This window comes from Xanthomonas chitinilytica, from assembly GCF_026107455.2.
Classification (GTDB): Bacteria; Pseudomonadota; Gammaproteobacteria; order Xanthomonadales; family Xanthomonadaceae; genus Stenotrophomonas; species Stenotrophomonas chitinilytica.
This window is the reverse complement of the sequence record NZ_JAPCHY010000002.1, coordinates 303,219-326,351: the sequence shown is the minus strand read 5'-3', so window position 1 is coordinate 326,351 and position 23,133 is coordinate 303,219. Positions and strand designations below refer to the sequence as shown.

Here is a 23,133-nt window from a genome sequence, read left to right as displayed (position 1 = left end):
CTCCCCCTGTCCAGAAGGTTCAGACATGTCTCTCCAGAAACCGGCGCGGATGATGTCGCGCCCCGCGTCCGCTCGCATCAACCCCGTCACTCCCCTGGCCGCCGCGCTCGCGGTGGCGACGCTGGCCTGGGCACAGCCCGGCATGGCGGTCGAGACGGCCGACGATGCCGAGACGTTGGGCACGGTGCACGTCACCGCCCAGCAGATCGCCCGCCAGGCGCTGGGCACCTCGACCATCACCGCCGAGGACATCGCCAGGCGTCCGCCGGGCAACGACATTTCCGAACTGCTGCGCACCATGCCCGGCGTCAACCTGACCGGCAACAGCGCCTCGGGCCAGTACGGCAACAACCGCCAGATCGACCTGCGCGGCATGGGCCCGGAGAACACCCTGATCCTGGTGGACGGCAAGCGCGTGGGTTCGCGCGACTCCACCCGCATGGGCGTGAGCGGCGAACGCAATACCCGTGGCGACACCAACTGGGTGCCGGCGGAAATGATCGAGCGCATCGAAGTGCTGCGCGGCCCGGCCGCGGCGCGCTACGGCTCCGGCGCGTCGGGCGGCGTGGTCAACATCATCACCAAGCGCCCCACCGGCGATCTGGCCGGCTCGTTGAGCGTGTACGGACAGGTGCCGCAGCACGGCGAGGAGGGCGGCAGCCAGCGCGCCGGCCTGAGCCTGAGCGGGCCGCTGACCGACAACCTGTCGTTCCGCCTGTACGGCAACGTCAACCGGACCGATGCCGACTCGCTGGAGCTGAACCGCGATTTCGCCGATGGCGAAGGCGCGGTGCCGCCGGCCGGTCGCGAAGGCGTCGAGAACAAGGACGTCAACGGCATGCTGCGCTGGGACATCAGCGCCGACCAGGTGCTCGAGTTCGAAGCCGGTTTCAGCCGGCAGGGCAACATCTATGCAGGCGATCGCGCGGTCAGTTCCACCGGCACCTCCACCAGCGTGGACCTGGCCGAACTGGCCAACGCCGGCGCAGAGACCAACCGCATGTACCGCAGCAATGGCGCGCTCACCCACCGCGGCCGCTGGGGCGACAACACCTCGCGCCTGAGCCTGGCCTACGAGAACACCAACAACAAGCGCATGAACGAAGGCCTGGCCGGCGGCCCGGAAGGCAGCTTCACCGGTACCGGCTGGTCCACCTCGCGCCTGCGCAACTACCAGGTGGACGGCGAGCTGAACGTCCCGACCACGCTGGGCGGGGCCGAAAACGTCTGGACCCTCGGTTTCGAATACCTCGACAGCCGGCTCGAAGATCCGTGGAGCACCTCGCAGTCCGGCGACAGCGGCGGCGGCGTGCCGGGCACCGATCCGGATCGCGGCGGCGGCAAGGCCGATGCGCGGACCGCGGCGGTGTTCGTGGAAGACAACATCTACCTGGGCGAGCGCTGGATCGTCACCCCGGGCCTGCGCCTGGACCACCACAGCCAGTTCGGCAACAACGCCAGCCCCAGCCTCAACGCGCAGTTCGAACTGGCGCAGGACTGGCTGCTGAAAGGCGGCGTGGCGCGCGCGTTCAAGGCGCCCAACCTGTACCAGTCCAACCCCAACTACCTGTACTACACGCGCGGCAATGGCTGCCCGGACAACTACCAGAGCCTGGGCGCCGGCTGCTACGTGCAGGGCAATGCCGACCTGGAAGCGGAAACCAGCATCAACAAGGAGATCGGCGTGGAGTGGGCGCCGGACACCGGCTGGCATGCGTCGCTGACCTACTTCCACAACGATTACAAGAACAAGATCGAGGCCGGCTACATTCCGGTCGGGCAGACCGCCGGCGATCCGCCGGCCCGCGTGTTCCGCTGGGAGAACGCGCCCAAGGCGGTGGTGCAGGGCCTGGAGGGCAACCTCAACGTGCCGCTGCTGGGCGAGCGCGGCGATGTGTTGAAGTGGAACACCAACCTGACGTGGATGGTCGAGAACGAGAACAAGACCACCGGCCAGCCGTTGTCGGTCATCCCCGAATACACGGTCAACACCTCGCTGGACTGGCAGGCCACCGACAGCCTGTCGCTGCTCCTCACCGGCACCTTCTACGGCCGCCAGGAGCCGTCCACGCGGGACCGCAACAACGATCCGAAGGATCCGCTCGCGCTGCGCGAGCGTGGCTCGTACAACATCTGGGGCGTGAGCGCGCGCTATCGCATCACCCCCACGGTGAGCATGGGCCTTGGCGTGAACAACATTGCCGACAAGCGGTTGTTCCGCGAGGCCAACAGCAGCGGTGCCGGTGCGGCGACCTACAACGAGCCGGGGCGCGCTTTCTGGGCCAGCATGAGCGTGGGCTTCTGACGGAGACGATGTGATGAACGCGGAGGTGGCAAATCCCCGCCGGCCTGCCATGACCGTCCGGGCCATGGCAGGAGCATTGCTGGCGATCGCACTGCTGGCGTCGCCGTGGGCGATGGCGCAGCGCGATCCCGGCCGGGTCATCGGCGAGACCGTCGCCGACCACGCTTCCGCGCATTACCGCTTCGAACGTTTCGTGGTCGTCAGCGACGACGGCACGCGACGCTGGCGGATCAATCTGGGGATTCCCGCCGGCGTCGCGCCGGCGACCGGATTCCCGGCGTTCTGGATGCTCGACGGCAACGCCGCATTGCAGGAGTTCGACCAGGAACTGCTGGCCGAACTCGCCGGACGGGAGCCGCAGTTGCTGGTGTTCGTCGGTTACGACAACGAGCGGCGGGTCGATTCGTCGGCGCGCACCCGCGACTACACGCCGATGGCCGGGACGCCGGAGGACGGCCGTACCGCCGCTGGCGGCGGCGCGGATGCCTTCCTCGACGTGATCGAAAGGAAGATCCGCCCGGAGGTGATGCGGCGCGTGCCGCTCGATGCGCAGCGGCAGGCGCTGTGGGGCCATTCGCTGGGCGGGCTGTTCGCGTTGCACGCGCTCTACACCCGCAGCGGCGCCTTCCAGACCTACGTGCCGGCCAGCCCGTCGCTGTGGTGGCGCGGCGGGGCGATGCTGGGCGAGCCGGAACAACGCTTCGTCGCCAACAACGCCGGCCATCCGGCGCGGGTGCTGCTGATGCTGGGCGGTGGCGAACGCGAGCCGGATTTCAGCGGCCGCGACATGGACAACCCGCGCGTGCGCGCGCACTTGGCGCGGGTGTCCGCCGCGCCGCCGGATGCGGCGTTCCAGCTGTCGCAACGGCTGCGCGAGGTGCCGGGGCTGGAGGTCGAGTACCACGAGTTTCCCGGCCTGAGCCACGGCCCGGCGCTGCGCGCCTCGCTGCTGCGCGCGCTGCACCGGGTGGCCGGCGTGCACGACCGCAGCGGCGAGCCGCGGCCTTGAACGTCGCCGGCTACCGCGTCGACCTGGCCTGCCCGCGGCGTTTCCACCCGGAACCGAAGCTGCGCCTGCCCAAGCAGCGGGTGCAGGCACGGCTGTGGAGCGGCGCGGTGCACCCGCTGCGCGGCGATACAGGGCAAACTCCCGGCATCGACCGCCTGGCGCATCTGCTGGCGGCCTGCGACGGCTGTCGCTGGCGACGCACCATCGACAATCAGCAATCCGCTACCCAGGCCGCATCGTGGCCAAGGCAAGCCCATCAACGCGTGCCGCAGGCGCGCACCACGCAGCGAGGCAATTTCCCATGAAACACGTGTTCCCCCGTACCCTCCGCGCCGCACGCCCGACCGTGCTGGGCCTTGCGCTGATGCTGGCCACCGGCATCGCCGGCGCGCAGGTGTTCGGCCAGCCCGACACCGACTTCAGCGGCAACGTGCGCGCCACCGCGCAGGTCGTGTTGCCGGGCAGCGAAACCGGCATCGAAGGCAGCGGCTTCAAGCCGGGACAGAAGATCACCCTGCTGCGCGGCGAGACGGTGCTCAACGCCCAGCCCTACGTGGCCGACGCCGAAGGCAAGTTCGCCGGCCAGCTCGCCATCCCGGCCGATGCGGTCGCCGGCCAGCAGCCGATCGTGGTGCGCACCTCCGGCCCGGATGCGGCCTCGATCTTCGAGCTGAAGGTCTCGCGCGAAGTGCCGCTGTCCGGCCAGGAGCGCTTCGACGCCACCAGCAGCAAGCTGGTGCAGGGCCTGTACCAGGTCGCCTACAGCGCCAGGAACGATGCCGCCTTCGTCACCAGCGCGGTGGGCCGGCCGCCGGTCAAGCAGTCCGAGCTGCTGAAGGTCGATCCCAAGACCCTGAAGATCGTCGCCCGGGTGACGCCGGAAGCCGCGCCCGCGCCGGCCGCGCGCCCGGGCCAGGAGCCGCGCGAAGGCGGCGTCTTCGCCGTCTACGGCGTCGGCGTGGACGATGCCAACGGCAATGTCTGGGTGACCAACACCCGGCAGGACACCGTGGCCGTCTACCGCCAGTCGGACCTGGCGCTGGTCAAGCAGTTCCCGGAAGGCGCGGTGCCGCACTCGCGCGACGTGGTGATCGACCCGGCGCACGACCGTGCCTACGTGTCGGCGACCGGCGAGACCTTCGTCAGCGTGTTCGATACCAGGACCCTGCAGCAGCTGGACAACATCGAGATCGCCTCCGGCAAGCGCGGCGAGAAGTTCACCCCCACCAGCCTCGACCTCGATCCGGCCACCGGCAAGGTCTACACCGCCAGCCTGGGGTCGTCCGAAGCGGCGGTCATCGATGGCATCGCCGGCAAGGTGGAGAAGGTGTTCCCGCTGGCCAACGCCCGCAGCGCGATCGGCGTGGCCTGGAACCCGGTGGCCAAGCGCCTGCTGGTGGTCTCGCAGGGCAGCGACAACCTGCTGATCGTCGACCCGGAGACCGGCAAGGTCGAGCACGACGTCTACGTCGGCGCCGGCTCGCTCAACGTGTCCTACGATCCGACCTCGCGCCTGGCCTATGTCAGCAACCGCGGCGCCGGCACGGTGACGGTGGTCGACGAGGCGGGGAACATCGTCGCCAACCTCGACGGCGGCACCTATCCCAACCACGTCAGCAAGGGCCCGAACGGGGTGATGTTCGCGGTCAACAAGGCGCGCGGCAACGACGATCCGAAGGGCGACCGCATCACCCGCCTGGTGCTGAAGAAGCGCCGCTGATCCCGGCACCGGCGGCAACCGCGGTACCGGATTCGCGGGCGATGCCGGCCTTTGCCGCCGCATCGCCCGTGGATGCCGGGAAGGCAGGTCGATGGACGGGTGCAGCAGCAAGGATGGGCAGAGCGGCAAGGGCCAGGGCGTGGCCGGCCGCTCCTGCATGAAGGCATGGCTGCCGTCCCGCGCCCGCGCCGGGCGCGGAGCGGCGGTCGTTTCCCGGTCCCCGGCCAGGTCGTTGCACTGCCGTGCCCGGCGATGGCCTTCCGCCAGCCGCACCCGTTTTCGCGCCGACGCCGGCCGCGAAGGGACCGGCGGACGATGAAAGCAGAACGCCTCGGCGCGAAGGCCGGGGCGTGGGCGTATCGCGGGCGGCTCAGTTCGCCGAGCGGTAGCGCAGGGTCAGCTGGTACTCGCGGCCGGGCTGGTTGTACCAGGCGATGGTTTCGTATTCGCGGTCGAACACGTTGGCCGCCCTGGCCTGCAGCGACCAGGCTGCGTTGATGGCGTATTCCACGCGCACGTCGACCGTGCCGTAGCCGGCCAGGCGCACGCTGTTGGCGGCATCATCGAAGCGGTGCCCGGCCCCGGCGGCGCTCACCCCCAGCCGCAGCGGACCGAATGCCTTGTCGATGTCGATACGGCCGCTGGTACGGGCGCGGCGGGCCAGCAGGTTGTCGTAGCTGGCGGCGCCGGAGGTGTGGTCGCGCGGATCGGTGAAGCTGGCCTGGGCGTTGATGTCGAAGCCGCCCAGCGAGACGAAGCCGGTCAGCTCGGCGCCGCGGATGCGGGCCTCGGCGACATTGACCAGCGCGAAGTCGCTGTCGTAGCCGATCAGCTGGTCGACGCGGGTCTGGTAGGCGTTGAAGGTCCAGTTCCAGTTGTCGGCGTACTGGGCGATGCCGATGTTCAGGCTCCTGGATTCTTCCGGCTTCAGGTCCGGATTGCTGAAGCCCGGGTAATACAGGTCGTTGAACGTCGGTGCCTTGAAACCGGTACCGGCGCTGGCGGTCAGGCGCAGGCCGTTGCCGAAGGCGAAACCGTAGCCGAGGCTGCCGGTGGTGTGGTTGCCGAACTGCTCGTTGTCGTCGTTGCGCGCGCTCAGCTGCAGCGAGTGTGCGCTGAAGCTGCCCTGGTACTCGGCGAAAACGCCCAGGTTGTCGCGGTTGTCGATGTCGAACGCGGTGGTGCTGGTGACCTCGTCCTTCTGCCAGTCGACGCCGGCGCTGAGCTGCTGGCCTTCGGCGAGGGTGAAGTCGCCCTGTGCGCTGGCGGTGTCGCGGCGGGTGTCGAACACGCTGGCCAGGGTGCGGCTGCCGGAGTCGGCATCGGCGTAGTAGCTGTCGGAGCGGTCGCGGTTGCGCCCGGCCTGGACCGTCAGGCGGAAGGCGTCCGATGCGGCCCAGGCCAGCTTGCCGCCATATACCTGCTGGCGGTTCTCGGCTTCGTTGCCGCCGAAGATGCTGCCGTCGTACTCGTTGAAGCTGTCGACATCGAGCACGTGGCCTTCGAGGCTCAGGCTGTCGGTCAGCGCGTAACCGCCGCGCACGTTGATCGAGGTGTTGCGGTAGCCGTCGCGGTCCGGCTCCTCGACATAGCAGCCGGCGCCCCAGCCGGCGGAGGTGCCGCGGCAGGCGTCGATGCCGTCGGTCTCCTGCCAGGCGCCCTGGGCCGAGATCCAGCCGCGTTCGCCGCGGTTGCTGAAGCCGGCGCCGGCCTGGCGCAGGCGGTTGCTGCCCACGGTCAGTGCCAGGTTCTGCTGCAGGCCCTGGCCGGCGGTGCGGGTGAAGATCTGGATCACGCCGCCGATGGCTTCCGAGCCGTACAGGCTGGAGCGCGGGCCGCGCACGATTTCCACCCGCTCGATCTGGTCGACCGGCAGGTCCTGCAGCGCCGGCATGCCGCTGGTGGCCGAGCCGATGCGCACCCCGTCCACCAGCACCAGTACCTGGTTGGAGGCGGTGCCGCGCAGGAACAGCGAGGTCAGCTTGCCGGGGCCACCCTGGTTGGTGAAATCCAGTCCGGCGCGGCCGCGCAGCAGTTCCAGCACCGAGTTGGCCTGGCTGCGGTCGATCTGGTCGCGGTCGATCACCTGCACCGGCACCACGCTGTCCTCGATGGAGACCGGGGTGCGGGTGGCGGTGACGATGACATCGTCCAGCTCGGTGGGTGCGTTCTGCGCGGCGGCGACGCCTGGCAGCGCCAGCGCCAAGGCGAGGGAAAGGGTGTGATACGGCAATTTCATGGAGTGCTCCTGGCGTCGCGCACGCCCGCGCGACCGGGTGGGGTGGGGTTGCCGGGAGAAGGGGAGAAGACGGAGCACTCGTGCGCGCACGGTAGGCTGCCGCCGCCATGCCCTCCGCATCGCAACCAGTCGTCTTTCGGGCCGGTCTCCGGGCTTGCAGGCGAGGCGTGGTCTGCCTCCCTCCGGGCGCCTTCCCGTGCCTGTGCACAGTGGCGGTTTGCCCGGAGTTGTCCTGCTTACCGTTGCGGGGGCAGCGCCGGAATGCCGCGCATGTGGCGCAAAGGCCATGGGCGAGGGTCACCGGCTTCCCGTTTCAACCGTTGGAGGAAGCTCCGCCGGTCACCAGAAAGTGCGCGCATTCTAAGTCATTGCCGGCAGTGCACCAACGCCGGTGGCGCCGGCGCCGGGCCGGCTAGAATGCGCGGCTGTGGTGCAGTCCGGGATTGACGGTGACGGAAACATGGTTCGGGCAGCGCTGCGCGCTGCCATCGCAGCTGCATCGGCAGCGGGCACTCGAGCGCCAGCGGCAGTTGACCAAGCCGGAAGGCGCGCTGGGACGGCTGGAAGCGCTGGCCGTGGAACTGGCGGCCTTGCAGGCCACCGATCGACCGCAGGCGCGGCAGGTGCCGGTGGTCGTGTTCGCCGCCGACCACGGGGTGGTGGCGCAGGGGGTGTCGGCCTATCCGGCCGAGGTCACCGTGCAGATGCTGCACAACTTCGCCCGCGGCGGGGCCGCGGTCTCGGTGCTGGCGCGCGAACTGGGCCTGCCGCTGCACGTCCGTGACGTGGGCACCCGCAGCGGCGAGCCGATAGCCGGCGTGGTCGGCGACAAGTGCCGGCACGGCACCGATGATTTCAGCGTGGCCGCGGCGATGCAGGCCGACGAGCTGGAGCAGGCGCTGGCGGCCGGCGCGCGCGCGGTCGAGGACGCCTGTGCCGACGGCGCCGACCTGCTGCTGTTCGGCGAGATGGGCATCGGCAACACCACCGCGGCCAGTGCCCTGGCCGCCGTGCTGGGGCCGTTGCCGCTGGAGCCGCTGGTGGGGGCCGGCACCGGGCTGGATGCGGCGCGCGTGCAGCACAAGCAGGCGGTTGTCGCCCGTGCGCTGGCCCTGCATGGCGATGCGATCGCCGCGGCGCCGCAACCGGCATGGGAAGCCCTGCGCCGCGTCGGCGGGCTGGAGATCGCGGCGATGAGCGGGGCGATGATCGCCGCCGCGCAGCGCGGCATCCCGGTGCTGGTGGATGGCTTCATCGTCTCCACCGCGGCGCTGGCGGCGGTGCGGTTGAATCCCGACGTGCGCGACTGGCTGCTGTTCTCGCACCGCTCGGCCGAGCGCGGTCACGGGCTGCTGCTGGATGCGCTGCAGGCCGACGTGCTGCTGCAGCTGGACCTGCGCCTGGGCGAAGGCTCCGGCGCCGCGCTGGCGTTGCCGCTGGTGCGGCTGGCCTGCGCGCTGCACAACGACATGGCGACCTTCGCCGAAGCGGCAGTGGCCGGCCGCGCCGACCCGGCATGATCCTCGACCTGATCCGCCACGCTTCCACCGGCCGCGCCGGCCACCTCGACGGCCGCAGCGACCCGCCCTTGCTGGCCGGCGCCTGCGATGCGCTGGGCCGGGCCTGCCGGGGCATCGACTGGACCCGGGCGATCGCCTCGCCGCGGCGGCGTGCGCTGCACACCGCGCAGGCGCTGGCCGCCCCGCTGGGATTGCCGGTGGAAGTGGACGAAGGCTGGGCCGAACTCGATTTCGGCGACTGGGACGGCTGCCTTGGCAGCGAACTGCCGGCCGCGGCACTGGCCGCCTTCCATGCCGACCCGCTGGCGCATCCGCCGCCGCAGGGCGAGGCCTGGGATGCGTTCGAGCGACGCATCGAGGCGCGCCTGCGGGCGTTGCTGGACAGCGGCGACGACGGACCGGTGCTGGTGGTCAGCCATGGCGGGCCGCTGCGCATGGCGCTGTGCCGGATCTGCGGCTGGCCGCTGGCGCTGACCTGGTCGTTGCGGCTGGCCTACGGCACCCGCCTGCGGCTGCGGGTGGAAGCCGGCGGCGACGGCCGCTTGTGGGGCGAACTGCTGGAGCTGCGACAGCCATGATCGTGCGCGAACTGATCCTCGCCGTGCAGTTCCTGACCCGGTTGCCGACGCCGCAGGTGCGCGATTTCCGGGCCGAAGACCTCACCCGCAGCGCCCGCTGGTTCCCGCTGGTCGGCCTGCTGATCGGCGCGGCGCTGCTGCTGCCGCTGTGGGCGCTGGAGGCGCGGCCGTGGCTGGCAGCGGTGCTGGCGCTGCTGGCGTGGGTGTGGATCACCGGGGCGCTGCACCTAGACGGGCTGGGCGACGTGGCCGATGCGCTGGGCGCGGCGCACCGCAGTCCCGAGCGTTTCCTGGAAGTGCTCAAGGACCCGCACCTGGGCGTGTTCGGCGTGGTCGCCATCGTCATGCAGCTGCTGCTCAAGGTGGTGCTGCTGGCCGAGCTGGCGGGCTCGCCGTGGCTGTGCGGGATCGTGCTGGTGCCGGCCTGGTGCCGTTGGGCGACGCTGCTGTGGAGCCGCACGCTGCCGCCGCTGCAGGCCGGCATGGCCGAACGCTTCGCCTGGCAGCTGGGGATCTGGCCGCTGCTGCTGTGGGCGCCGCTGCTGGGTGCGTTGAGCCTGTGGCTGGCGCCGCCGCTGCTGCTCGCGCTGTTGCTGGCGCCGTTGGGAATCGCCTACTGGCGGCGCAGGCTGGGCGGCATTTCCGGCGATTGCCTGGGGGCCAGCACCGAGGTGATGGAGACCCTGCTGTTGCTCGCGCTGGTGGCCGGTACGCTTCTGCTGCGCTGAAGCGCCGGCTCAGTCGTCGTCGGCGGCGAACGGTTCGTCTTCCCCGGCATCCAGCACCTGGGTCGAATACACCGGCCCGGCCGCCGGTCCGGCGCGCTTGAGCGGCTGTTCGGCGATGATCGCCTCGTATTCCTCCACCAGCTGTTGCCGGCGCGGTGCGGGCAGCTCCTGCCAGTGGCAGCCGACCAGCGCTCCCTCCAGCGAGTACAGCAGGTTGAGGCTGGGCTTGAAGCCGGCGCGACGCACCTTGACGAAGGCCGCGACCGCACCGGTGGCGACCAGGTCCTCCTGGGTATGCAATCCCACCTGGCGCAGCCAGGCCGCGCTCTTGGGGCCGATGTTGCGCAGCTTGGCGGTGCTCACGCCAGCGCCTCGACCCAGGCCTGGGCGATGGCTTCCAGCCCGAGCTGGTCGTCGGCATCGAAGCGGCCGGGCGAGGGGCTGTCCAGGTCGAACACGCCGACCAGTTCGCCGTCGTGCACCAGCGGCACTACCAGTTCCGAGCGCGAGGCCGCGTCGCAGGCGATATGCCCGGGGAACGCATCGACATCCTCCACCCGCTGGGTCTGGCGGCTGCTGGCAGCAGCGCCGCACACCCCCTTGTGCAAGGGGATGCGCACGCAGGCCGGCAGTCCCTGGAACGGGCCGACCACCAGCTCGGTGCCGTCGAAGAAGTAGAAACCCACCCAGTTCAGGTCCGGCAGCGCGTGGTAGACCAGCGCCGACAGGTTGGCGGCGTTGGCGATGCGGTCGCGCTCGCCGTGCAGCAGGCCACGGGCCTGTGCGAGCAGCTGGGCGTACTGTTCCGGCTTGCTGCCGGTGAGCGAGGAAGTGGCAAACATCTGCCGAGTTTAGAACGCCGGGGCCCGCGAAGGGAGTGCGCGGCCTGCCGGTGCGTCTTCGCCGGCACGCCGCGGGTATGCTGGCGGCCCCGCGCGCCGCGCCGCTTCCGCACAGATGCACATCGCCATGTCCCCGTTGCCCGCCTTCTACGTCACCGGTACCGATACCGGCATCGGCAAGACCGTCGCCAGCTGTGCGCTGCTGCATGCGCTGCGCCGGCGCGGCGCGCGCGCGGTCGGCATGAAGCCGGTGGCCAGCGGCTGCGAGCGCACGCCGGCCGGCTGGCGCAACGAGGATGCGCTGGCGCTGCTGGCGGCCAGCGACCCGGCGCCGGACTACGCCGATCTCAACCCGTTCGCGTTGCCGGCACCGCTGGCGCCGGAGATCGCCGCCGCCGAGGCCGGCGTGACGCTGTCGCTGGCGCCGCTGGAACAGGCCTTCGCGCGCCTGCGCGGCAGCGCCGACACGGTGGTGGTCGAAGGCGTGGGCGGCTGGCTGGCGCCGCTGTCGGCGGAACTGGACCAGATCGACCTGGTGCGCGCGCTGGAGCTGCCGGTACTGATGGTGGTGGGCATGCGCCTGGGCTGCCTCAACCATGCGCGGCTGACCGCGCAGGCGATCGCCGCCTCGGGCGCGCGCTGCATCGGCTGGGTCGGCAACGAGATCGATCCGGACATGGCGCGCCGCGACGAGAACTTCGCGCTGCTGCAGGCGCGCCTGCCGATGCCGTGCTGGGGCCGGTTGCCGCATGCCCCCGGCGCCGATCCGGCGCAGCTGGCGTCGCATCTTTCGATAGGCGGGCGATAGGCGGGAGCGGCTGCGGAGCGTCTGTGCGAAAAGCTCGCGACTGACGTCGCTCCTACACGGAGGCAGCAGGCTGTCGTAGGAGCGACGTCAGTCGCGAGCTCTCCGTGCGGCAACAGGGCGGTTCAAGCACGCACTTCTCCCCCGGGACGGGAGACACAACCCGAAAAGCCCGCAGCGAACGGGGCCGCCAGGAGGGTCCGGCGATGCCGGCTCGGCCGGGCACTGCGTCGGCGTCCAGGAACGCTCCGCCTGCATCAGGATCAGGCCCCGATCGACGGGGAGCGCAGCGCTCAGCCGACGCCACGGGGCTCCGTTCACGGAGCGTCGAGGGCAACCGCCGCCTCGCTCGTCAGCAGCCGGAAGGTGAAGCTCTCCTGCAGGTACAGTTCGACTTCGGTTGCCGAATGGGCAAGGTAGCCGATGGAAACGTCCTGGCCGATATCGAGCTCGAAGTCGCCGCCGCGGGTGGTCAGCACCAGCCCTCCGGCGATGGCGGGTGCCCAGACGATGTCGCCGTCGACCAGCCTTTGGATGTGCTGCAGGACCGGATAGCCCTCCTCGTTGCCGCCGCTGATGGCGGTATAGGCATCGGCGCCCAGCACCAGCCGGTAGGGGCCCTCGACTCCTGCCAGGCGCAGCCGGTCAACGGCCTGGGCGATCGCGCCCGGGTAGCCCATCGCCGCGGCCGGCAGTTTCAAGGATGGGTTGCTGGCGCCGGGGCGGATACCGCCGATGCCGGCGGCCGCATAGCCGTCGAAGACGGCGCGATCTTCGGCGTAGGCGATCCTGCGCGCGGCCTCCTTCAGCGGCGACCAGTCCGAATCCGCGGAGCCCCGCTCCACATCGTCGATCGCCTGCCGCGCCAGCTTGAACGGCACGCGCAGTTCCACCAGCGCCTGTACGGCGCGGCGCACCGCGCGGATGCCGTCGCCGGGACCATCGATGGGTTCGACATGGCCGGTGCCGACCGCCGGGAACGCGGCACCTTTCGGTTCGGGTACGTCCACCACGCGGCGCGCCGCCAGATGGCGCTTGAGGGTGCGGCGGGCCTCCTGTTCGATCTGTTCCCATGCCGCATCGGCGATGGGGGCGAGTTCGCGATGGAGATTATTCATGACCGGATTCCTCCTTCAGGGAGCCGAGGCGCAATGAGCCATCCGAAGAGGACCGCGCCGGCTTCGGCCCGGTTCCGGCTTCGTTGGCGGACGAGAGGGGTGGCGCCGGGGGAGCGGGCTGTGGCGCCACCGCATCGAGGAATGCCGCGGTCGGCACGAAGAAAAGCGAACCGGTGACGGCGCGGCTGACATCGAGCAGGCGGTCGTAGTTGCCGGGCGGCTTGCCGATGAACATGTTCTCCAGCATTTGTTCGATGCGCCCCGGCGAGCGCGCATAGCCGATGAAGTAGGTGCCGAATTCACCCTTGCCGACATCGCCGAACGGCATGTTGTCGCGCAGGATCGCGAGCTCCTCGCCGTTCTCCTCGATGCTGGTGAGCACGTTGTGCGCGTAACTGGGCTTGGCCGCATCGGCCAACTCGATGTCCGAGAGCTTCTCGCGGCCGATGATCCTTTCCTGCTGCTCGACCGGGATCGCGTTCCATTTGCCGAGATCGTGCAGGTACTTCTGGACGATGACGTAGCTGCCGCCGGCGAAGGCCGCGTCCTCCCCGCCGATCAAGGTGGCGTCGATGGCGTCCTGGGCCTCGGGGTTCTCCGTGCCGTCGACGAAGCCCAGCAGGTCGCGCTGGTCGAAATAGCGGAAGCCTTGCACCGAGTCGACGACCGAGGCGACTCCGTCCAGCCGCATCATGATCCGCGAGGCGAGCTCGAAGCACAGATCCATGCGATCGGCGCGGATGTGGAAGAGCAGGTCGCCAGGCGTGGATGGCGCATGATGAACCCCGCGAAGCTCCCGGAAGGGATGGAGGTCCCTGGGCCTCGGCTGGCCGAAAAGGCGGTCCCAGGCGCCCGAGCCGATGCCCATGACACAGCCAAGGTCGCCGTCGGGAGCGCGGAAACGCACGCCCCTGACCAATCCGGAAAGATCGGCGCACAGGCCGCGCACGGCGGCTTCGGCTTCTCCTCGGGCATCCATCGTCACCACCAGGAAAATGGCGGCGCGGGTCAGTCGGGCATCGACTGCTTGTGAGGTCGTAGAAGGCACGAGGACTCCTTGTGGCGTCACGCTGACGGCCGGCAACGCCCCCGGGAGGGGCGTTGCCGGCCCTGGTTACGATGCAGCTTAGGTCAACTTGTAGGATTTGGCACCGGTTCCGGCGAGCACGCCGCTGTCGACGATCAGGTACTCGTCGCGGATGGGGGTGCCATCGAAATAGCTCTGCAGGATCTCCAGCGTGCCCGCCGCATAGCGCGCCTGGCCCGAAAGCGAGGTGCCGGAGATGTGCGGGGTCATCCCGTTGTGGGGCATGGTGCGCCACGGATGATCGACCGGGGCGGGCTGCGGGAACCACACGTCGCCCGCGTAGCCGGCCAGCTTGCCGGATTCGAGCGCGCGCACCACCGCGTCGCGGTCGACCAGCTTGCCGCGCGCGGTGTTGACCAGGTAGGTGCCGCGCTTGAGCTTGGCGAACATCGCATCGTCGAAGAAGTGTTCGGTCGACGGATACAGCGGCATCTGCAGGTTGATGATATCGACCGCCTTCACCAGCGACTCGGCGTCCGGGTGGAAGGTGAGGTTCAGTTCCTGCTCGATCTCGGAACTCAGCCGGTGCGGATCGGTGTAGTGCAGGTGCAGGCCGAACGGCTTGAGCCGGCGCAGTACCGCCAGGCCGATGCGGCCGGCCGCGATCGTGCCGAAGTGCATGCCTTCGATGTCGTAGCTGCGCGACACGCAGTCGGCGATGTTCCAGCCGCCAGTGGCCGCGATCTGGTGCGAAGGCAGGTAGTTGCGGACCAGCGACAGCACCATCATCACCACGTGCTCGGCGACGCCGATGCTGTTGGAGCCGGTGACCTCGGCCACGGTGACCTGGGCCTTGGCGGCCGCTTCCAGGTCGACGTGATCCGAGCCGATGCCGGCAGTCAGCGCCAACTTCAGCTTCTTGGCCTTGGCGATGCGTTCCCGGGTCAGGTAGGCGGGCCAGAACGGCTGCGAGATCACCACTTCCGCATCGGGCAGGTGCTTCTCGAATTCGGAGTCCGGACCGTCCTTGTCGCTGGTGACGATCAGTTCGTGGCCGAGCTTTTCCAGATACGGCCGAAGGCCCAGTTCGCCGGAAACGCAACCGACCAACTCGCCCGGCTTGAAGCCCAGGGGGCCCTTCGGGGTCGGGGCGGTTTGGCCGTTGGCGTACTTGGTGATGGTGGGAATGTCGTCGCGGGCGTAGGCCGGCGGGTATCCGGTTTCGGGGTCGGGATAGAGGACGCAGAGGATCTTTGCCATGGTATGCGCTTCCTGAGTCGCGGCGGCAGGACACCCCTGCAGCCGGCGAAAAGAGTGTGCGCGCGCTGGACGGCGTCGCTCCAGTCGTTTGCTCGGATCTTGTGATAATCCGTCGTTATCACGGTGTCCTGTTGAGGGGTTTGCTGAGCGCCGCCTCCAGGTCGAGGGTGCCGGCGATCTGCCAGGCCGCCTGCGACAGAGCCGGTTGCGGCTCCCGCCGCAATCGCACCAGGCAGACGTCCTCGGCGTGTTCGGGGGTGATGGGATGCGCCCGCAGGCCCGCGCCTTCGTGCCGTGTCGGCAAGGCGCTGAGCGGTACCACGGCGAACGCCCGTCCGCTTTGGCACTCGGCGAGCAGCATGCGCATGTCATTGGTTTCCAGCACCACGCGCGGGGTGGCATCGACGGCGTGGAACAGCGTTTCCAGCGTCTGGCGATTCTGCATGTCCCGGCTGAGCAGGCACAGCGGCAGGTCCGCCACCTCGGCCCAGCCCAGTTGATGGGGGAGCGAGGTCTGTTCGCTGGCCACCAGGACGTAGCGCTCCGAGAAGATGGGCAATACGTCGTAGTCGTCGCTGGCGACCGACCGGTCGTAGAGCAGGCCCAGCAGGATGTCCTGCGACTTGAGGCGCCTGAGAATCTCCGGCGTGCTCAGGGCCGCCACCTCCAGGGTGAGCTGCGGCAGGATTTCCCGGTATTGCGCGCCCAGCAGCGCCGCGGCGTGCCCGGCCGTGGGAATGACGCCCATGACCAGGTGTCCCCGCGGCACGCTGCGGATCAGGTCGGCCTCCTGCCGCAGCCCGTCGAGCGAGGCGAGCGTCTGGCGGACCCACTTGATGACGCGTTCGCCCTCCGGCGTGATGCCCTCGAAGCTGCGGTTGCGCTTGATGATGGTGATGCCCAGCTCCCGCTCCAGCTCCCGTATCCCATTCGACAAGGCCGGCTGCGAGACATGGCAGGCCTCCGCCGCTCTACCGAAATGCCGGTGCGTGTCCAGGGCGATCAGATAGCTGAGTTGGCGTATGAACATCAGGAACCGCGCTCCCCAAAGGAATCATGCGCCGGTATCGGCACCGGCCAGATGCACCGGCAGGACCGTGGGCGATCGGTACGGTATACCAGCCCCCCGGTGCACGGCCTCCGTTCGGAGCATCGGTCGGCACGGGAGCGGCGCGCGGGAGCGCCGGGGCCAGTTCCAGCAGGCGTCGGCATGATGGGGGCGCGCAAGTTCTTGCCGGGCCCTGGGCATCGAGTCGCGGCGTAGTCCGGCGGAGTACCGGGCTGGAGTCATCGCCAGACAAAAAAAGGCCCGACAGAGGGAGGGTTCTGTCGGGCCTCGGATTGCACGGGGGGAGGGACCCATGCAAATTCGGTTGTCTGTGCGCTGTGTCAGCGCGTCTTGCCGCCGGCCTTGCCCGGCTTGTCGGTCGCTGCCGTCTCGAACGGGGCGCGGACCAGCTGGCCCAGCGCTTCGCCGGTCTTCAGGCTCAGCCCCAGCACTTCCTGGCCGGCCGTCGCCAGTCGTTCCAGGTTGTCGCGGGCGATCTGCAGGCCCTTGGGCAACAGGGTCTGGTAGCCGTCGCTGCCGGCCCCGGCCACTTCGCCGAAGAAACCGGTGGTGGCGTCGATGTTCTTCTCGAACGTCTTGAGCTGCACGCCGAACACGCTCTCCGCGCTTTCCAGCGCCAGACGGTTCGCGCGGGTGGCCGCGGCGGCGATCTGGTGGGTGTAGCTGCTGAAGCTGTCGTTGAACTGGGCGGACATCGGGGCGAATCCGGAAGCGACGCTGTTGCAATGCAACATACTCGCTTTTTATTGCGATGCAACAATTTTCTTCCGGGTACAGCGAAGAAATTCAGGATTCGTTTGGAATCAACAGGTTGCCGCAGGGGGAGGGGTGCCCGCGGTGTCCGCGGCGCGGTCCCGGCGGCGTCGCGCGGCCTCAGCCGCGGTAGCGGCAGCCGGAGGTGCAGGTCTCGTGCACCACCACTTCGCTCAGCTGCGGCAGCGCCGGCTTGAGCTGCTGCCAGATCCACATCGCCAGGCGCTCGCTGGTCGGATTCTCCAGGCCGGGGATGTCGTTGAGGTAATGGTGGTCGAGCCGGTCGTACAGCGGCTGGAACGCTGCCTTGATGTCGCCGAAATCCATCACCCAGCCGGTGTCGATGCCGGGTTCGCCGCTGACATGCAGCTCGACCCGGAACGAGTGCCCGTGCAGGCGCGCGCACTTGTGGCCCGGGGGGACGTTGGGCAGCCGGTGGGCGGCTTCGAGGGTGAAGACTTTGAAGATATCCATCGCCGCATTGTAGCGCCGGGGCCCGGGGGAGGCCGGGTCGCGGACGCGCCGGCGCGGGATGCTGCTGCGCAATATTCTCTTGCATCCGGATAAAGAGATGTTATGTTCGCTTATATCCGTATGAAGAGATGTTATTGGTCGGACATTCGCCGGCCGTGACCTACTGCGGTGGTTGTTCCCGTCTCTACTCCCCCCGAAATTCATGCCCAATCATTCGTTGCTCGTCGTCGCCGTGGCCGCTGTCCTGGCCGCTCCCTCCCTCGCCTTCGCCGAAACCGTCGAAACCACCGCTCCCGAGAGCAAGACCCTGGCCGCGGTGCGGGTCACCGGTTCCAACATCAAGCGCACCGATACCGAAACCGCCAATCCGGTGCAGGTGATCGAACGCCAGCAGCTCGAAGAGTCCGGCAAGGCCACCGTGGCCGACCTGCTGCGCTCGATCTCGGCCAACACCGGCAACGCCACCAACGAAACCTCCAACAGCGGCTGGGCCTCCGGCTCGGCCGGCATCGGCCTGCGCGGGCTGTCGCAGAAGAACACGCTGGTGCTGCTCAACGGCCGCCGGCTGGCCAACTACGGCTTCCCGTCCGGCGGCCTGTCGGACACCTTCGTCAACCTCAACGCGCTGCCGCTGGTCGCGGTCGAACGCATCGAAGTGCTCAAGGACGGCGCCTCGGCGGTGTACGGCTCCGACGCGGTGGCCGGCGTGGTCAACATCATCACCCGGCAGAACTTCGAGGGCGCCGAGGTCGGCGGCAGCTTCGGCACCTCCGACCAGGGCGGGCTGGACCAGCAGAGCGTCAAGTTCGTCGGCGGCATCGGCGACCTGGACAGCGACGGTTACAACATCCTGTTCAGCTTGGAAGGCTACAACCGCGATCGCCTGGACCAGGACCAGCGCGACCTGACCCGCTCGGGCATCTATACCGATCTGCCGGGCGGCCGCTGGAACGGCTGGTCGGCCAAGGGCGCGCGCTACCTGATCGACGGCGCCTCGGTGCCGATGCTCGACGCCGCCGGCAACTGCCCGGCCGGCACCGTGCGCGTCGCCAGCGCGCCGATCGACGGGCTGTCCGGCGACACCTGCGCCTTCAACCAGGCCGAGTACACCACGCTGATCCCGTCGACCAAGCGCTGGCAGGCCTACGCCAACGGCACCTTCCGCATCAACGACAACGTCGAGGCGTTCGGCGAGGTGCTCTACAGCGACATCAAGGGCGTGTCGTGGTTCGGCAGCAGCCCGTTCTTCACCCTGGAAAGCGGCCGCTTCGCGCTCAACGCCGACACCGGGCTGGCCGAGCCGGTGTCCTCGCTGCTGCCGGCGGGCAATCCGTACAACCCGTACGGCTACGACGTGCCGATCGAGTACACCTTCTTCAACCTCGGCGGCACCATCAAGACCAACCGCTCGCGCGCCTACCGCGGCCTGGCCGGCGTGCGCGGGCAGGCCGAGAAGTGGGACTGGGAGGTGGCCGCGTTCTCGGCGGCCAGCAACGAGCGCGAGACCGTCTCCGGCGGCTTCGCCAACCGCTGGGCGCTGTACGACGCGCTGGCCAGCGGCAGCTACAACCTGCTCGACCCGGCGGCGACCGATCCGGCGGTGCTGCAGGCCATCGGCCTGAGCACGCTGCGTCCGGCCGAATCGGTGCTCAAGGGCGTGGATGCCAAGGTCTCGGCCAGCCTGGCCGAATGGTCGGCCGGCACCCTGGGCTTCGCCGCGGGCGTGGAATGGCGCCAGGAGAAGCTGGATTCGGACAACCCGTGGCAGATCGACGCCGGCCTGCAGGTGCGCCCGGCGATCGCCGAGGTGCACGGCCAGCGCGAGGTCACGGCCGCCTATGCGGAACTGAACGTGCCGCTGGCCACCGGGCTGGAGCTGCAGGCCGCCGCACGCGCCGACCACTACAGCGACTTCGGCGATGCGTTCTCGCCCAAGCTCAGCCTGCGCTGGCAGCCGCTGGACAGCCTGCTGGTGCGCGCCGCCGCCTCCAAGGGCTTCCGCGCGCCGTCGCTGTCGGAGAACTCCAACAGCACCAACATCTCCTATGGTGCGGTGGTCGATCCGCACGATCCGGACGTGCCGGGCTCGCGCCAGAGCCCGACGTTCTTCACCGTCGGCAACCGCGAACTGGAACCCGAGCGCACCCGCAGCTACAACTTCGGCGTGGTGCTGTCGCCCTGGTCCGGCACCAGCCTGAGCGTGGACTGGTACCGCATCGAACTGGACAACCTGGTCGGCACCAACAACAGCACCACGCTGGTGGCCGAGAACGATCCGGCCAACGTGCTGCGCGACGACCGCGGCAAGCTGCTGGCGGTATACAACCGCTACCAGAACCTGAGCGAGCTCAAGACCTCGGGCATCGACGTGGAGCTGCGCCAGCGCTGGTCCAGCGCCCGCGCCGGCGATTTCGGCCTGTCCAGCGCGCTGACCTACGTGATCGACTACAAGCGCCCGCAGGTGATCGGCGGGCCGCTGGTCGACTATGCCGGCAGCAACCTGGGGCCGTCGCTGCCGGACACCAAGGCGACCACGACCCTGGACTGGTCGCTGGGCGATTTCCGCACCGCGCTGACCTGGTACTACACCAGCAGCTACGAGCAGAAGGGCAGCGCCGCGGCCAGCGCGGTGCAGTCCAAGGTGGACGGCTACAACCAGTTCGACCTGTACCTGGGCTACACCGGCATCGACAAGCTGACCCTGTACGCCAAGGTGCAGAACCTGGCCGACGAGGAACCGCCGTACGACGCCACCTTCCCGGGCGTGCGCGCGCCGTACGACTTCTCGCAGTACGACCCGCGCGGCCGCTACTTCAGCGTCGGCTTCGACTACCGCTTCTGAGCGGGCAGCCGCCGGCCTGTCCGCAAGGGCAGGCCGGCGCCGCGTCGTCTGCCCACCACAGCTTCGGCGGCCCGCCCCGCGGGTCGTGCAACAACAGGGGTAACCACCGCGTGCCGTTCCATCACCGTTTCCGCCATTGCGCCGCCGCGCTGCTGCTGGCCGTGGCCGGCCTGGGCCTGCCCGCGTTCGCACAGAACGCGTATTTCTTCCCTTCGGCGCCGGCGCCGTTCGACGAGGCCATTCCCACGCCCGAGCAGTTCCTCGGCTATCCCATCGGCAGCCGCTACACCCGCCACGACCAGCTGGTGGCCTATTTCAACGAGCTGGCACGGTTGTCCGACCGCATCCAGGTGCAGGAGATCGGGCGCAGCTACGAAGGCCGTCCGTTGCTGCTCGCCACCGCGACCGCGCCGCGCAACCACGGCCGGCTGGAGCAGATCCGCCAGCAGCGGCAGGCGCTGGTCGATCCGGCGCAGCCGCTGCCCGGCGGCGATGCGCCGGTGGTGGTGTGGCTGGGCTACAGCGTGCACGGCAACGAGACCTCCAGCGGCGAGGCGGCGATGCTGACCGCCTACTACCTGGCAGCCAGCCGCAGCGCCGAGACCGAGCAATGGCTGCAGGAGGCGGTGGTGCTGATCGACCCGGCGCAGAATCCGGACGGCCGCGACCGCGCCGCCAACTGGCACAACGCCTGGGCCTCCAGCCCGGCCTCGGCCGACCCGGCGGACAGGGAGCACGTCGAGCCGTTCCCGCAGGGCCGCACCAACCACTACTTCACCGACCTCAACCGCGACTGGCTGGCGCTGACCCAGCAGGACTCGCGGCCGAAGGTGGCGCTGTTCCACCAGTGGTACCCGAACGTGCAGATCGACTTCCACGAAATGGGCAAGGACAGCACGTACTACTTCGAGCCGTCGCCGCGCAGCATGCACAGCCCGCTGATCCCGGCCGCCTCCTACGAGTTCAACAAGGTGCTGGCGCGCTACCACGCGCAGGCGCTGGATGCGCTGGGTTCGCTGTACTACACCGGCGAGAACTTCGACAACTTCTCGCCGGTGTACGGCTCGACCTATCCCGATTTCCACGGCGCGGTCGGCGTGACCGTGGAACAGGCCAGCTCGCGCGGCCGGGTGCAGGAATCGGTCAACGGGCTGCTGACCTTCCCGTTCACCATCCGCAACCAGGTGGCGACCGGACTGGGCACGATCCGCGGCGCGGTGGCCGAGCGCGGCGACCTGTTCCGGCTGCAGAAGGAGTTCTTCCGCTCGGCGCTGCAGCAGGCCGGCAAGCAGCCGGTCAAGGCGTTCGTGTTCGGCGACGCTGCCGATCCCAACCTGACCGGCAGGTTGCTGGAGCTGCTGCTGCAGCACCGGATCGAGGTGCGCGCGCTGGTGCAGCCGCTGGAACTGGACGGCCGCCGCTTCGAGCCGGGCAGTGCCTACGTGGTGCCGGCGCGGCAGCCGCAGTTCCGGCTGGTGCATTCGATCTTCGAGCAGACCCCGCCGGTGAAGGGCGACGTGTTCTACGGCAGCACCTCGTACGCGGTGGCGCCGGCCTATGGCCTGCAGTTCGCCGCCAGCCGCCGCGCCATCGACGGCGGCGCGCGGGTGTCGACGGCGCCGGAGGTGCGCGGCGCGCTGCTCGGCGGCCGCGCCGGCTACGCCTACGTGCTGGACTGGCGCGACTACAACGCCAGCCGCGCGCTGTACCGGCTGCAGGCGCGCGACATCGCCGTCCGCGCCGCGTTCGCGCCGTTCGTCGCCGCCACCGCCGACGGCGAACAGGCCTTCGGCCACGGCAGCCTGGTGATCCCGGTGGCGGGGCAGAAGCTCGATGCCGACGCGCTGCACGCGGCGGTGCAGGACGTGGCGGAGCAGACCGGGGTGCGCATCCATGCGCTGGACAGCGGCCACAGCCGCAGCGGCATCGACCTGGGCAGCGACAGCGTCAAGGCGCTGCGCAAGCCGGTGGTGGCGCTGGTGATGGGCGAGGGCGTCAGCGCCACCGAGATCGGCTCGGCCTGGTTCCTGCTGGACCAGCACGTGCAGCTGCCCTCGGCCAAGCTGGACCCGTCGCAGCTGGGCAAGGTGCCGCTGGAACGCTACACCACCATCGTGCTGGCCGGCGGCAACTACGCCGGGCTGGGCGAAGCGGCGGTGGCCGCGCTCAAGCGCTGGATCCAGGCCGGCGGCTCGCTGGTGACCTACGGCAGCGCCTCGCGCTGGGCGATCGAACAGAAGCTGGCCGACGAGCGCGTGGTCAAGGACGCCAGGGCCGAGCAGGCCGATGCCGCCGCGGTCAAGCGCGAGGACTTCGGCAACCAGCGCGACATCGCGGCGATCGAACGGGTCAGCGGCAACATCCTCAGCGCCGACATCGACATCACCCATCCGCTGGCCTTCGGCGTGCAGCGCCGCGGCTTCTTCATCAACAAGGAAACCGGGTTGAACCTGCAGCCCAGCCGCAACCCGTTCTCCACCGTGGTACGGGTGCACGACAAGCCGTCGGTCAACGGCTACCTGTCCGACGCCAACCAGGCCCGCGCCGCCGGTGCGGCGTGGCTGCTGGTGTCGCCGCAGGGGCAGGGCAACGTGGTGCTGTTCGCCGACGACCCGGCGCACCGCAAGTACTGGCACGGCACCGAGCGGCTGCTGCTCAACGCCCTCTTCTTCGGCAACCTGGCCAACCCGGCGCGGCCGCGCGGCGGCTGAGCGGTTCCGCAATGCCGGCTTTTCCCGCGACGCCCGGCGGTTGTCCTGCTGCCGGGCGTCGCGGTGCTCGTCACCGCGTCGCGCATCGCGCCGAGGGCGGGCTGCGGCATCGCTGCGCGATGCGGCGGGGACA

General features: G+C 69.6%; 19 protein-coding genes and 1 riboswitch. Of the genes, 10 read left to right on the top strand and 9 right to left on the bottom strand.

The window, feature by feature from the left end:
* Positions 1–52: 52 nt before the first annotated feature.
* The 4 genes from OK345_RS03510 (at position 53) to OK345_RS03495 (ending at position 5,034) form a co-directional block, all read left to right on the top strand.
* Positions 53–2,305, top strand: a complete 2,253-nt coding sequence (locus OK345_RS03510) for a TonB-dependent siderophore receptor (protein ID WP_425510947.1) — start codon at positions 53–55, stop codon at positions 2,303–2,305.
* A gap of 64 nt (positions 2,306–2,369) precedes the next feature.
* Positions 2,370–3,314, top strand: a complete 945-nt coding sequence (locus OK345_RS03505) for an alpha/beta hydrolase (protein ID WP_265126520.1) — start codon at positions 2,370–2,372, stop codon at positions 3,312–3,314.
* The gene (locus OK345_RS03500; RefSeq protein WP_265126519.1) at positions 3,311–3,619 is read left to right on the top strand and encodes a hypothetical protein; all 309 of its coding nucleotides are present in this window, start codon (positions 3,311–3,313) and stop codon (positions 3,617–3,619) included. Before OK345_RS03505 ends, OK345_RS03500 begins: the two co-directional genes overlap by 4 nt.
* On the top strand, positions 3,616–5,034 hold the full coding sequence (locus OK345_RS03495) for a YncE family protein (protein ID WP_265126518.1): 1,419 nt from the start codon (positions 3,616–3,618) through the stop codon (positions 5,032–5,034). Before OK345_RS03500 ends, OK345_RS03495 begins: the two co-directional genes overlap by 4 nt.
* A gap of 370 nt (positions 5,035–5,404) precedes the next feature.
* Here the strand turns inward: OK345_RS03495 and btuB are convergent, their stop codons facing one another.
* Positions 5,405–7,273 carry a TonB-dependent vitamin B12 receptor gene (gene btuB / locus OK345_RS03490; RefSeq protein WP_265126517.1) on the bottom strand — a complete coding sequence of 623 codons (1,869 nt, stop codon included), beginning with the start codon at positions 7,271–7,273 and terminating at the stop codon, positions 5,405–5,407.
* A gap of 122 nt (positions 7,274–7,395) precedes the next feature.
* A riboswitch (cobalamin riboswitch) is annotated at positions 7,396–7,635 on the bottom strand.
* Positions 7,636–7,722: 87 nt separating this feature from the next.
* Between btuB and cobT the strand changes: the two genes are divergently transcribed.
* Genes cobT through cobS form a run of 3 tightly spaced genes read left to right on the top strand, consistent with a single transcriptional unit; the run spans position 7,723 to position 10,099 of the window.
* A complete protein-coding gene (gene cobT, locus OK345_RS03485) occupies positions 7,723–8,793 on the top strand; it encodes a nicotinate-nucleotide--dimethylbenzimidazole phosphoribosyltransferase (RefSeq protein WP_265126516.1) in 1,071 nt (356 codons plus the stop codon).
* Positions 8,790–9,371 (top strand): histidine phosphatase family protein, encoded by a 582-nt coding sequence (locus tag OK345_RS03480; RefSeq protein WP_265126515.1) that lies wholly within the window; start codon positions 8,790–8,792, stop codon positions 9,369–9,371. Before cobT ends, OK345_RS03480 begins: the two co-directional genes overlap by 4 nt.
* Positions 9,368–10,099: an adenosylcobinamide-GDP ribazoletransferase gene (gene cobS, locus OK345_RS03475; RefSeq protein WP_265126514.1), complete on the top strand. Its 732-nt coding sequence runs from the start codon at positions 9,368–9,370 to the stop codon at positions 10,097–10,099. Before OK345_RS03480 ends, cobS begins: the two co-directional genes overlap by 4 nt.
* A 9-nt stretch (positions 10,100–10,108) precedes the next feature.
* Here the strand turns inward: cobS and OK345_RS03470 are convergent, their stop codons facing one another.
* A complete protein-coding gene (locus OK345_RS03470; protein ID WP_265126513.1) occupies positions 10,109–10,462 on the bottom strand; it encodes a TfoX/Sxy family protein in 354 nt (117 codons plus the stop codon).
* Positions 10,459–10,941 carry a free L-methionine (R)-S-oxide reductase MsrC gene (gene msrC, locus OK345_RS03465; RefSeq protein WP_265126512.1) on the bottom strand — a complete coding sequence of 161 codons (483 nt, stop codon included), beginning with the start codon at positions 10,939–10,941 and terminating at the stop codon, positions 10,459–10,461. The genes OK345_RS03470 and msrC overlap by 4 nt, the downstream gene beginning before the upstream one ends.
* 127 nt (positions 10,942–11,068) lie before the next feature.
* On the opposite strand from msrC, the gene bioD reads away from it, so the two are divergent.
* A complete protein-coding gene (gene bioD / locus OK345_RS03460; RefSeq protein ID WP_265126511.1) occupies positions 11,069–11,749 on the top strand; it encodes a dethiobiotin synthase in 681 nt (226 codons plus the stop codon).
* Positions 11,750–12,063: 314 nt separating this feature from the next.
* On the opposite strand, the gene OK345_RS03455 is transcribed toward bioD, so the two are convergent.
* The 6 genes from OK345_RS03455 to queD all read right to left on the bottom strand — a co-directional run bounded on the left by OK345_RS03455 (position 12,064) and on the right by queD (position 17,447).
* A complete protein-coding gene (locus OK345_RS03455) occupies positions 12,064–12,864 on the bottom strand; it encodes a family 1 encapsulin nanocompartment shell protein (protein WP_265126510.1) in 801 nt (266 codons plus the stop codon).
* A complete protein-coding gene (locus OK345_RS03450; RefSeq protein ID WP_265126509.1) occupies positions 12,857–13,912 on the bottom strand; it encodes a Dyp-type peroxidase in 1,056 nt (351 codons plus the stop codon). Before OK345_RS03450 ends, OK345_RS03455 begins: the two co-directional genes overlap by 8 nt.
* Positions 13,913–13,990: 78 nt before the next feature.
* The gene (locus OK345_RS03445) at positions 13,991–15,151 is read right to left on the bottom strand and encodes an NAD-dependent formate dehydrogenase (protein WP_265126508.1); all 1,161 of its coding nucleotides are present in this window, start codon (positions 15,149–15,151) and stop codon (positions 13,991–13,993) included.
* A 118-nt stretch (positions 15,152–15,269) separates the two neighbouring features.
* Positions 15,270–16,181 (bottom strand): LysR family transcriptional regulator, encoded by a 912-nt coding sequence (locus OK345_RS03440; RefSeq protein WP_265126507.1) that lies wholly within the window; start codon positions 16,179–16,181, stop codon positions 15,270–15,272.
* A 359-nt stretch (positions 16,182–16,540) separates the two neighbouring features.
* The gene (locus OK345_RS03435; RefSeq protein WP_265126506.1) at positions 16,541–16,915 is read right to left on the bottom strand and encodes a phasin family protein; all 375 of its coding nucleotides are present in this window, start codon (positions 16,913–16,915) and stop codon (positions 16,541–16,543) included.
* A gap of 178 nt (positions 16,916–17,093) precedes the next feature.
* Positions 17,094–17,447 (bottom strand): 6-carboxytetrahydropterin synthase QueD, encoded by a 354-nt coding sequence (gene queD / locus OK345_RS03430; RefSeq protein ID WP_265126505.1) that lies wholly within the window; start codon positions 17,445–17,447, stop codon positions 17,094–17,096.
* Between the two features lie 202 nt (positions 17,448–17,649).
* On the opposite strand from queD, the gene OK345_RS03425 reads away from it, so the two are divergent.
* Together OK345_RS03425 and OK345_RS03420 are read left to right on the top strand one after the other, a co-directional pair.
* Positions 17,650–20,289, top strand: coding sequence for a TonB-dependent receptor (locus OK345_RS03425; RefSeq protein ID WP_265126504.1), 2,640 nt, complete (start codon positions 17,650–17,652; stop codon positions 20,287–20,289).
* A gap of 110 nt (positions 20,290–20,399) precedes the next feature.
* Positions 20,400–23,000: a M14 family metallopeptidase gene (locus OK345_RS03420; protein WP_265154892.1), complete on the top strand. Its 2,601-nt coding sequence runs from the start codon at positions 20,400–20,402 to the stop codon at positions 22,998–23,000.
* The last annotated feature ends 133 nt before the right edge of the window (positions 23,001–23,133 follow it).

Coding starts and splice junctions, on each gene's coding strand:
- OK345_RS03480 (WP_265126515.1), top strand. CDS start 8,790: ATGATCCTCGACCTGATCCGCCACGCTTCCACCGGCCGCGCCGGCCAC.
- OK345_RS03505 (WP_265126520.1), top strand. CDS start 2,370: ATGGCAGGAGCATTGCTGGCGATCGCACTGCTGGCGTCGCCGTGGGCG.
- OK345_RS03445 (WP_265126508.1), bottom strand. CDS start 15,151: ATGGCAAAGATCCTCTGCGTCCTCTATCCCGACCCCGAAACCGGATAC.
- btuB (WP_265126517.1), bottom strand. CDS start 7,273: ATGAAATTGCCGTATCACACCCTTTCCCTCGCCTTGGCGCTGGCGCTG.
- queD (WP_265126505.1), bottom strand. CDS start 17,447: ATGGATATCTTCAAAGTCTTCACCCTCGAAGCCGCCCACCGGCTGCCC.
- OK345_RS03455 (WP_265126510.1), bottom strand. CDS start 12,864: ATGAATAATCTCCATCGCGAACTCGCCCCCATCGCCGATGCGGCATGG.
- msrC (WP_265126512.1), bottom strand. CDS start 10,941: ATGTTTGCCACTTCCTCGCTCACCGGCAGCAAGCCGGAACAGTACGCC.
- OK345_RS03495 (WP_265126518.1), top strand. CDS start 3,616: ATGAAACACGTGTTCCCCCGTACCCTCCGCGCCGCACGCCCGACCGTG.
- OK345_RS03440 (WP_265126507.1), bottom strand. CDS start 16,181: ATGTTCATACGCCAACTCAGCTATCTGATCGCCCTGGACACGCACCGG.
- OK345_RS03435 (WP_265126506.1), bottom strand. CDS start 16,915: ATGTCCGCCCAGTTCAACGACAGCTTCAGCAGCTACACCCACCAGATC.
- cobS (WP_265126514.1), top strand. CDS start 9,368: ATGATCGTGCGCGAACTGATCCTCGCCGTGCAGTTCCTGACCCGGTTG.
- OK345_RS03425 (WP_265126504.1), top strand. CDS start 17,650: ATGCCCAATCATTCGTTGCTCGTCGTCGCCGTGGCCGCTGTCCTGGCC.
- bioD (WP_265126511.1), top strand. CDS start 11,069: ATGTCCCCGTTGCCCGCCTTCTACGTCACCGGTACCGATACCGGCATC.
- OK345_RS03510 (WP_425510947.1), top strand. CDS start 53: ATGTCGCGCCCCGCGTCCGCTCGCATCAACCCCGTCACTCCCCTGGCC.